At 37.2% G+C, this 10,375-nt stretch carries 8 protein-coding genes; 6 read left to right on the top strand and 2 right to left on the bottom strand.

Annotation, left to right across the window (positions count from 1 at the left end; genetic code table 11):
* Positions 1-17: 17 nt before the first annotated feature.
* The 4 genes from AC3FI7_RS23140 to AC3FI7_RS23125 all read left to right on the top strand — a co-directional run bounded on the left by AC3FI7_RS23140 (position 18) and on the right by AC3FI7_RS23125 (position 6,751).
* Positions 18-2,159 (top strand): S8 family peptidase, encoded by a 2,142-nt coding sequence (locus AC3FI7_RS23140; protein ID WP_491461011.1) that lies wholly within the window; start codon positions 18-20, stop codon positions 2,157-2,159.
* 75 nt (positions 2,160-2,234) lie between these two features.
* Positions 2,235-4,307 (top strand): alpha-ketoacid dehydrogenase subunit alpha/beta, encoded by a 2,073-nt coding sequence (locus AC3FI7_RS23135; protein ID WP_491461010.1) that lies wholly within the window; start codon positions 2,235-2,237, stop codon positions 4,305-4,307.
* A gap of 116 nt (positions 4,308-4,423) precedes the next feature.
* The gene (locus AC3FI7_RS23130) at positions 4,424-5,455 is read left to right on the top strand and encodes a bestrophin family protein (protein ID WP_491461009.1); all 1,032 of its coding nucleotides are present in this window, start codon (positions 4,424-4,426) and stop codon (positions 5,453-5,455) included.
* A 210-nt stretch (positions 5,456-5,665) separates the two neighbouring features.
* Complete coding sequence (locus AC3FI7_RS23125; protein ID WP_142725868.1) at positions 5,666-6,751, top strand: serine hydrolase domain-containing protein; 1,086 nt, start codon at positions 5,666-5,668, stop codon at positions 6,749-6,751.
* Positions 6,752-6,780: 29 nt separating this feature from the next.
* On the opposite strand, the gene AC3FI7_RS23120 is transcribed toward AC3FI7_RS23125, so the two are convergent.
* Complete coding sequence (locus AC3FI7_RS23120; protein ID WP_047432467.1) at positions 6,781-7,239, bottom strand: Lrp/AsnC family transcriptional regulator; 459 nt, start codon at positions 7,237-7,239, stop codon at positions 6,781-6,783.
* A 157-nt stretch (positions 7,240-7,396) separates the two neighbouring features.
* Here AC3FI7_RS23120 and AC3FI7_RS23115 point away from each other — a divergent pair, with 157 nt between their 5' ends.
* Positions 7,397-8,626 carry an aminotransferase class I/II-fold pyridoxal phosphate-dependent enzyme gene (locus tag AC3FI7_RS23115; protein WP_142725869.1) on the top strand — a complete coding sequence of 410 codons (1,230 nt, stop codon included), beginning with the start codon at positions 7,397-7,399 and terminating at the stop codon, positions 8,624-8,626.
* A gap of 190 nt (positions 8,627-8,816) precedes the next feature.
* On the opposite strand, the gene AC3FI7_RS23110 is transcribed toward AC3FI7_RS23115, so the two are convergent.
* A complete protein-coding gene (locus AC3FI7_RS23110; protein WP_491461008.1) occupies positions 8,817-9,821 on the bottom strand; it encodes a glycosyltransferase family 2 protein in 1,005 nt (334 codons plus the stop codon).
* Between the two features lie 154 nt (positions 9,822-9,975).
* On the opposite strand from AC3FI7_RS23110, the gene AC3FI7_RS23105 reads away from it, so the two are divergent.
* Positions 9,976-10,119 carry a hypothetical protein gene (locus AC3FI7_RS23105; RefSeq protein WP_491461007.1) on the top strand — a complete coding sequence of 48 codons (144 nt, stop codon included), beginning with the start codon at positions 9,976-9,978 and terminating at the stop codon, positions 10,117-10,119.
* Positions 10,120-10,375 lie beyond the last annotated feature (256 nt).

Below are 10,375 nucleotides of genomic sequence, written 5' to 3'. Positions count from 1 at the left end.
ACAATTTACTACCTAAAATGAAGAAACAATTACTTTTACTCAGTACTTTAACTGTTGCGTTAATAAATGCGCAAAACAATGAAGAATTAAACAGACAATTTGAACGGCAAAGAATAGAGAACAATAGCAAATTTGATGCTTATGTATCTAAGCGATTTGGTTCTGAAAGAAGCCCTGAAGTTGTAAAGCAGATTGAATTACAGAAAGCTACTCTGGCAGGGTTTTTACCTGATGACAAACCTTATTTCTTTCAGGCACATGATGGTGACCAGATAAAAAATTCCAATTCCGATTTTTTACAGGGAGGCACTATTACAGGATTAACAGGTTCTTTCAATGGAGACGGTATTAAATTTACCATTTTTGACGGCAGTACTTCCTCAGGTGTAGCAAGAGTGTTTGCCGGTCACGTTTTTTTCAACAATTTTCCTAACAGAATAACCAATAAAGAAAGCAGCACTGTCAATTACGGAGATCACGCAACAGCTGTTTCCAGCTTTATAGGAGCAAAAGATTACCCTTATACCGTAACATTTACCAATGGAACAACAAGACAGGTTAATTTCAAAGGTATTGCCCCCAACTCTACAATAGATGCTTACGCTTTTGGAACTTCTATACTGGACGGTGAAACTGTACAAAGCACTGTATTTCAAAAAATCATTAAAGCCCAGCCTAATATTTCCAACCATTCTTACGGAAGTAATCAGGGATGGGCAGACCCCCAGCTGATTAATAATGAACCGGCTTGGGTTTGGAATGGAGCTTTTGTCAGTCCCGGTACCTCTTTTGATGCTCAGGGTACTTACCATACCAATGACCGTGATTACGATCAGATCGTATACAATAACCCATCATACATTATTGTAAAATCTGCAGGAAACTCATTCGGCGAAGGCCCTAGTGCAGATACAAGTACCTATAAAAAATATTACACAGACAATACAGGAAACTTAGTAGAATTCGCAGCTACAGATACGCTTCCTCCAAGCAACTGTGCACAGGGGTATGACTGTATAGGAATTGGTTCTCTTGGAAAAAATATCATTGTAGTGGCAGCTGCAGACAGAATTACAGCAAATGACGGAAGGTATACTTCTTCTTCAGATGTTATTCATTCAAGCTACAGCAGTGCAGGACCAAGAGATGACGGTGGTATCAAGCCGGACATTACAGCAGTAGGAACAAGTGTTGCCAGTGCCTGGACCGACAATAATGCCACAGGAGGCAGTAAAATCGACATCGGAGATGGTACTTCTTATTCCGCTCCGGTTGTAACAGGTATTATAGGGCTTTGGACCCAGATCAACAAACAATTATTTGCCGGGAGTTTATTAAATGCAGCATCAGCCAAAACCCTGATGGTACATTCAGCGAAAGAAGCCGGAAATACAGGTCCTGATCCTCAATTCGGATGGGGTTTTATTGATGCCAAAAAAGGAGCTGAGCTTCTTGTGGGAAAAGCAAACAACAGTATTATCTTTAATAATGAAATATTAAACAGTGGGGTTGCCAATGTAAAAATGGTAAAAGCATCAGGTTCAGAACCGTTAAAAGCGACTATTTCCTGGGTAGATCCTGAATTTACAAATTTCACCAATCAATGGAGCAATATTTACAACAACAGAAGCTCTAAGCTGATTAATGATCTGGATCTGAAAATTACTGATACCACTACAAATACTGTTTATTATCCCTGGAAACTGGATGCCAATAATCCTATGACTCCTGCTACAAAAGGAGACAATACTGTTGATAATGTGGAACAGGTTGTTATTGATGCTCCCGTTGCCGGAAGAACTTATAAAATAGAGATTACCAACAAAGGTATATTGAAAAATAATTCAGGAGGTAATGCTCCTCAAAACTATTCTGTTATTGTAACCGGATTTACAGAATTACTGGGCACTAAAGAAGCCGGACTATCATCAGATGGAATATCAATAGCTCCAACGGTTGTAAAAGACATCACCAATGTATTGAAAGCGCCTAAAAAGTCTACTTTCAATGTGTATGATCTTACCGGCAAAAAATTACAAAGCGGAATCATTAACAATGATAAAGAACCTATAGATTTATCAGCTTACACAAAAGGAATTTACATCATTGAAGTAAAAACAGGCAAAGATGTTATTTCTAAAAAAGTGATCAAGGAATAACCTATATCTACAAAGATTTTATACAAAATACTAACAGTTGTTAGTATTTTGTTTTTTTATGTATATTTGCTTCCTATGGAAAATGCACTTCACGAAAAAGTTTCTCAGGATATATTACTCAAAGCATATAATCATATGATGCTGGCCAAAGCAATGGCCGATATTTACGAAGAAAACAGAAATGTCTGTAAATACGTTCATAGCACCTCAAGAGGGCATGAAGCCATCCAGCTTGCAACCGCTTATCAGCTCAAAAAAGAAGACTGGGTTTCTCCTTATTACAGAGACGAAAGCATTCTTTTAGGAATTGGTTTTGAACCTTACCAATTAATGCTTCAATTATTGGCTAAAGCTGATGATCCTTTTTCGGGAGGAAGATCTTATTACTCTCATCCGTCAAGCAGAGATGAAAACAAACCCAAGATCATTCATCAGAGTTCCGCTACCGGAATGCAGACCATTCCTACTACAGGGGTAGCACAGGGAATTAAGTATATCCAGGATTTCAATCTTCAGAATTTTGAGAATAATCCTGTTGTAATATGCAGCCTTGGAGACAATTCTGTTACAGAAGGTGAAGTGAGTGAAGCTTTACAGTTTGCAGCATTACATCAGCTTCCCATTATTTTTCTGGTTCAGGATAACGAATGGGGAATTTCAGTAACGAAAGATGAAGCAAGAACCTGTGATGCCTATGATTTTGTAGCAGGATTTACAGGACTAAGCAGAATGAGGGTAGACGGAACTGATTTCGTGGAAAGTTTCGAAGCTATGAAAAAAGCTGTCGACTTTGTAAGAACAGAAAGAAAACCTTTGGTGGTCTGTGCAAAAACAGTACTGATAGGACACCATACTTCAGGTGTAAGAAGAGAATTCTATAGAGACGAAGAAGATTTAACAAAACACAGAGCCAAAGATCCGGGAGAAATCCTTAGAAAACATTTACTGGAAACCGGGGTTGACGAAGATCTTTTAAAACAAATCACTAAAAAGGCACGTCTTGAAGCTGAAGAAGCTTTTGAAAGAGCTAAAAATGCTGAAGACCCGAAGCCGGAAACTGTAATGCAGCATGTTTTTGCTCCTACTCCTATCACAGAGGAAACAGGTACTCGTGAACCTGCCAACGGAGAAAAAATTGTAATGGTAGATGCTGCCATTCACGCCATACAGGAACTGATGTGGAAACACCCTGAAGCTCTTCTTTACGGACAGGATGTAGGAGAAAGAATCGGTGGAGTTTTCCGTGAAACTGTTACATTAGGTAAAAAATTTGGAAGCAAGCGAGTATTCAATACAGCCATCCAGGAAGCTTATATCATTGGATCTACTGCTGGTATGAGCGCTGTTGGATTGAAACCAATCGTTGAGGTTCAGTTTGCAGACTATATTTATCCGGGGATCAACCAATTAATCACCGAGATCTCAAAATCCAGCTATTTAAGTGGCGGAAAATTTCCCGTAAGCAATATCATCCGTGTTCCTATCGGAGCCTATGGAGGAGGTGGACCTTACCACAGTGGAAGTGTTGAAAGTATCCTTTCCAATATCAAAGGAATCAAAATAGCCTATCCAAGTAATGCTGCTGATTTTAAAGGTTTATTAAAAGCTGCTTACTATGATCCCAACCCTGTAGTAATGCTTGAGCACAAAGGATTATACTGGAGCAAAGTTCCTGGAACTGAAGATGCTAAAACAATAGAACCGGCTGAAGACTATGTTCTTCCGTTCGGAAAAGGTAAAATCATCATTGAAGCTGATAAAGATGAAACTGAAAAAGGCAGAACTTTATTAGTGGTAACTTATGGTATGGGAGTTTACTGGGCTAAAGAAGCTGCTAAGAATTTTAACGGAAGAGTGGAAGTGATCGACTTAAGAACATTAATCCCTCTTGATGAAGAACTTGTTTTTGAAAGAGTAAAAGCTCACGGAAAATGTATCGTTCTCACGGAAGAGCAACTTAACAACTCTTTTGCAGAAGCATTTGCACACCGTATTTCTAAAAACTGCTTCAAGTATCTTGATGCTCCTGTAGAAACAATGGGTTCTCTGGATGTTCCTGCGGTACCTATCAATCTTGTACTGGAAAAAGAAATGCTTCCGAACGCCGAAAAGCTGAGTCTCAAAATTGAAGAAATGCTGAAATATTAAATAATTGAAACCTCTGAAAAATCAGAGGTTTTTTTATTAATTTTAATAAACAGAATAGATCCCTTATTTTGGTATCCATTTTGTTTATATGCACACCAATAATTTCATACATCTTTATGATCACAACCAAATACGTCAATTATAAACAGGTTCTCAATTTATCAGGGTTCCATCTTATTCTTATTTCGATCTGGTGTACCTTAATCGCTGTTCTTTTCTATTTCTTCAACTGGGAATGGATGACAATTCCCTGGGTACCTGTAGCCCTGATTGGTACTGCTGAAGCATTTCTTGTCGGTTTCAAAAACAACCAGGCCTATGACAGACTTTGGGAAGCCAGAAAAATCTGGGGCGGAATTGTGAATTCCAGCCGTTCCTTTGCCTCTATGGTGTATGCTTTCGATACCAAAAATGAAGAAATTGGTGTTTTTGATCTTGAAGACCGTAAAAGAAAAATTGTTTACCGCCATATTGCATGGTTATATACTTTCCGTGAACAGCTTCTGGTTCCTACGGAATGGGAGCATATCAGCACAGAAAACAATAAATTCGGGAATATCAACCTGAGACGAAACAGACTGATTAAAGCTGGCTTTCCCGATTATGGAAGAGCTCCTATTTTCCTGCATAAGTATCTTTCGGAGGAAGAATATGATCTGAAAAATGATTATAAAAATTTTGCGACCTATCTCATCGCCCAACAGGCAAAAGATATCAATCAACTGAAAAACATGAATGCCATCACAGATTTCAACCAGACTCAGTTACAAAACAGTTTGAATGAATTTTATAATTTCCAGGGACAGGCAGAAAGAATCAAAAAATTTCCTTCTCCAAGACAGTTTGCCAGTACAGCTTTTGTTTTTAATATCCTGTTTATCATGCTTCTTCCACTCGGATTAGTGAACGAGTTTGCAAAATTGGGTGATTGGGGAATTTGGACCTCCATCCCTTTTTGTATCATCATCGGATGGATTTATATCATTATGGAGCTGGTAGGAGATTATTCTGAGAATCCTTTTGCAGGACTAATGTTTGACGTCCCTATGCTTTCCATCTGCAGAACGATTGAGATAGACCTTCTTCAGATGGACGGCGAAACAGAACTTCCCGATCCTATTTCTTCCAAAAACGGAGTTTTAGTTTAATTTTTCCTTTCTTTCTTGAAAAAATTACAGATTCGAAAATCGACAAAAAAACGTTAAAATATATTTCAAATTTCATTGTTATTTCATAATTTAGGGAATTGAAAACATCAGCTAAAATCTGTCCAAAATTGAGCTTATGTTCGGTTTCAGACAGATTTTAACTTTTCCTTTTTCATCCACTAACAATGTATTCCTTCTTTTTTGTAAATAATGAGATCCAAGCACGTACTGCAGATTTTGACAACGCTGTGTCTTACCCTGTTCTGTTGTGACATGAAGTCACAGGCAGCCTTCAATAAAGAATTACCAAAAGAATTCACAGACCAATTCACCAAAGAAATCAACGACAGCATTCCTTCTCTTGGATCTTTCATTGTTTCCCAAAATGATAAGGTTGTTTATGAGAAGTATTTTCATACAGCCCATAAAGAAACCATTTTCAGTATAAAATCTGTTACCAAAAGTATTGTCTCCATTCTTGCGGGAATTGCAAAAGACAAAAACCTGCTTCCCAACCTCAACACTCCGGTATTAAAAATCCTTCCTGAATACAATATTTCAAGAAGTAATTTTAAAAATATTTCCAATATTGAAGGAAAAGTACTTCACGATTCAATAAGAAATACATTAACATTAAAAAATCTCATGACGATGCAGGGAGGCTTTGACTGGGTTGAAAACTCAAAAATCTCAACAGCGATGTCTTTTTCCGGTGATCCTGTAAAGTTTGTGCTGGATCTTCCTTTTGAAGAATATCCCGGAACTGTATTCAATTATAATAGTGGCGAAACCCATCTTTTTGGAGTTGCTCTGGCAAAAATTGTAAAAACCAACCTGAAACAATTCGCTGCAGAAAATCTTTTCAGGCCACTAAAGATCAATATTCCCCGATGGGATACCGATTCCATGAACAGGAATATCGGAGGTTCGGAAATGTTTATGAAACCGGAAGATATGATGAAGTTTGGCCTGATGATTCTGAACAACGGAAAACTTGGTGGCAGACAGGTTGTTTCCCAGAAATGGATTCAGGAATCTACAGCTGAACAGGTAAAATTGGATTCATGGGATGTCATGCCGGATGCCAATGGATACGGTTATTACTGGTGGCGAAGAAAAACCAACGGACATCAGGCTTTCGTGGCAACAGGTTATGGCGGACAGCTCATCTGCATCATTCCCGATTTAAAAATGGTTATTGTGACCACCTGCTTTTTGAACGATCAAAACAAAGGAAGAACTGATATTAAAAGACTTCATTACTTCATTGATAAAATAACGAAAGCTGATTTATAAAACTATTGCAGATAATACAGGTAACTAATCTATAATACGATTGCCGTAGTATTTTTAACCTCGGAAATCATAAATGAACTGTGTGTACTTGCGATATGTTGAAGCGTTGTAAGTTTCGTCAGCATAAAGCTGCGGTAGTCTTCAATATCTTTCACTCCTATTTTAAGAATATAATCGTAATCTCCGCTTACGTGAAAGCATTCTGTAACTTCCTGAAGGTCCATTACCTCTTTTTCGAACTGTAATACAAATTCTTTTTTATGCTGACTTAATTTTACATGGCACAGCACAATAAAATTTTTCTTAACTTTACTTTTGTCCAGCAAGGCCACATATTTTGAAATAACGCCTGCATTTTCAAGCTTTTTTACACGCTCATAAATTGCTGTAACAGACAATCCAAGCTTACCGGACAGTTCTTTGGTAGTTTGTTTACAGTCTTCCTGCAGAAAAAACAGGAGTTTCTTGTCAGTTTCGTCAAGTTCCATAGATGTTTTTTTGGTAAAAATTTAATAATTCCGAAGATACTAAATATTTTTTCTAAATAAACAATATTTTACAGTTTTATATTCTACAAATTCAAATTTATATTGTAATAATTAAGAAATTAATGCAAATTGGAACCATAAAATAAAAACAGTATTTATGGAAAACTTTAACGCAGCTAATGAAATACAGGATCTTCAGTATTTTGGAGAATTCGGAGGAGTCAATCCTTCTATTTCTGACAGCTCTACCTATACATTCCTTTCTGCAAAGACCATGTTTGATACTTTCGAGGGGAATGCTGAAGGATGCTATCTGTATTCCAGACATTCATCACCAATGAACCTTTACCTGGCTCAGGCTCTTGCCAAGATGGAAAACACAGAATCTGCCAACGTTACCGCATCCGGAATGGGAGCTATTACTTCAGTGCTGATGCAGGTATGTAAAAGTGGAGACCATATTATTTCAAGCAGAACCATCTACGGAGGTACTTATGCCTTTCTTAAAAACTTCTTTCCCCAGTTCAATGTTTCAACGACTTTTGTTGATATCAATAATTTTGAATCTATAGAAAAAGCAATTACGCCCAATACGAAAGTTATCTATTGTGAAAGTGTGAGCAATCCGCTTCTTGAAGTGGCAGATCTTAGGAAACTTTCGGAAATCTGTAAAAAATATAATCTGAAACTGATTGTAGACAATACCTTCTCTCCCCTTTCCATCTCTCCGACTTTATTCGGAGCTGATATTGTGATTCACAGTTTAACGAAGTTTATCAACGGAAGCAGTGATACGGTAGGTGGTGTATACTGTGCCAGTCAGGCATTTATTGATGATACAAAAAATGTGAATTCCGGAGCATGTATGCTTCTTGGGCCAACTATGGACAGCTTAAGATCCTCAAGCATCTTAAAAAACCTGAGAACATTACACATCAGAATCAAACAGCATAGCCACAATGCTATGTATCTTGCTGAAAGATTCGAAAAAGACGGTTTAAAGATATCTTATCCAGGACTGCCATCCCATAAAAACCATGAATTAATGAAAAGCATGATTCATGAAGAATACGGATACGGAGGTTTATTGACTCTGGATGCCGGAACTACAGAAAAAGCCAATGAACTGATGGAGCTGATGCAGACAGAAAATCTGGGTTATCTTGCCGTAAGCTTAGGGTTCTATAAAACCTTATTCTCATGCTCAGGAAAATCTACCTCATCTGAAATACCTGAAGAAGAAAGAGCTTCCATAGGTATTTCTGATGGATTGATCAGGTTCTCAATCGGTCTCGACCACGATATCAAAAGAACTTACCAAAAGATGAAGGAGTGTATGCTGAAAGTAGGAGTTCTCAATCACCATGAAAACATTTCCATATCCTAAATTTATTGTAAAAAGGCTGTTTCAATTGAAACAGCCTTTTTTCTTATTTATCAATCCACCTGTTAGATTTGGAATAACAAACGTTAAGTATAATCTCTTATAGGTTTTGGCTAAAGCCGTTGGAAGATTTTATTTATTTGATAAATGGGCTAAAGCCCATTCCTATTGATATTTTTTGCAGACAATTATGTTATTTCTTATAATAATGATGCGGAAAAGCATCCTCAGGCTTCATTCTGAAAACATTCAGCAGTATCCAGGATTTCAGGAATCCATATCCATAAGAAAACATCTGAATATAAGTGGAAATGACCGCCATGCCGGCTATACTTATATTTTTAGTCAATATTAAAGCGTGAAACAACACCAAGAAAGTATACAAACCGTAGAAAGCCAGAATAATCCCTCTATGCATAATAAAATACTCCAGAAAACCCATCACATATCCTAACAAAAATAAAGTAGGAAACGCAAAGGAAATTTTCACATAGTTCGGGTGTCTCTGATTAAGAATTGGCCTTGCACAGCCAAACTGGTAAACCTGTTTGGAGAATTTTCCAAAATCAACCCTACGCTTATGATATACAGCAATATCATCAAAAAAAGTAGTGGTAAAGCCATTTTCCCAAAGCGTCATCGAAAGATCCGGGTCCTCACCTATTCTCATTTCGGAAAATCCGCCCACCTTTTCAAAAACCGCTTTTTTCACTCCCATATTAAAGCTTCGGGGCTGAAATTTTGAAACTGCTTTCTTGCTGCCTCTGATTCCTCCTGTTGTAAATACTGAAGTCATAGAATAGGAGATAGCTTTCTGCATCAGATTAAATCCTTTATGTGCTTTATCTGCCCCTCCAAACGCATCACATGGAATAGTCAGGATATCATTTTTAATATGTTCAATATAATCTTTTTCAACAATGACATCACTGTCAACAAATACCAGCCATTCGTTGGCTGCTCTTGCTGCGCCATAGTTTCTCGTAAGTCCCGGTCCTGAATTATTTTTTCTGAAATATTTAATATCTAACCCTTGTTCAAAATTTTTAATGGTAGGTTTCAGATCGATCAGAGAACCATCATCTACAATAATAATCTCAAACTCCTTATCCGTCTGCAGGGTAAGTGAAGTCAACAGCTCAAAAAGTTCATCTTTTCGGTTATAAATGGCAACAACAATGGAAATAGTAGGCTTCAAATTGAAAATTTTTCAAAATTACTTATTCGCAGGACAACCTACAAACAGTTTAACAGCTTATTCAGAGAAATTAACGAAGTTACATTCTATCCTTCTCACTGTATGCATTTTACCAGTGAAATTCTGAGCAAGGTTATTTGACATTTTAAACAAAATGAACAGCCGGAATCATCTTGCTATGATCATCAATTATTCTAAGGACAGACTTCTGCATAAGGCTGTAGTAATGTATCTTACCAAAGAACGGCTGAAAGATTTTTACTATTCTGCTGATGTACAGAGAAAAACCGGACATTAGGAATACAACATTCACACACTTTTAAAAAACAATATGGGTTTTGCGCTTTCACTGGTACGATAAAACAAAATAGGCTGTGCCTCATGAGTACAGCCTATTCTTATTATTTTAATTAAACATATTATTTACTACAGTTATTTTTTCTGTGAACTGCCCGGATCTTTTACCTCCTTCTTTTGAGATATCACATTATGGTTTAGAGCCTTTCTTTTAGGTTCTGATTGTGACGGTTTTGATCCAGAACCAAGCAGGCTGA

Source organism: Chryseobacterium sp. TQ-BC-N36 (assembly GCF_058382295.1).
The sequence above is the reverse complement of the archived record's forward strand: the minus strand, read 5'-3'. Positions and strand labels throughout refer to the sequence as shown.

Coding starts and splice junctions, on each gene's coding strand:
- AC3FI7_RS23105 (WP_491461007.1), top strand. CDS start 9,976: ATGAACAGCCGGAATCATCTTGCTATGATCATCAATTATTCTAAGGAC.
- AC3FI7_RS23140 (WP_491461011.1), top strand. CDS start 18: ATGAAGAAACAATTACTTTTACTCAGTACTTTAACTGTTGCGTTAATA.
- AC3FI7_RS23125 (WP_142725868.1), top strand. CDS start 5,666: ATGAGATCCAAGCACGTACTGCAGATTTTGACAACGCTGTGTCTTACC.
- AC3FI7_RS23130 (WP_491461009.1), top strand. CDS start 4,424: ATGATCACAACCAAATACGTCAATTATAAACAGGTTCTCAATTTATCA.
- AC3FI7_RS23120 (WP_047432467.1), bottom strand. CDS start 7,239: ATGGAACTTGACGAAACTGACAAGAAACTCCTGTTTTTTCTGCAGGAA.
- AC3FI7_RS23115 (WP_142725869.1), top strand. CDS start 7,397: ATGGAAAACTTTAACGCAGCTAATGAAATACAGGATCTTCAGTATTTT.
- AC3FI7_RS23135 (WP_491461010.1), top strand. CDS start 2,235: ATGGAAAATGCACTTCACGAAAAAGTTTCTCAGGATATATTACTCAAA.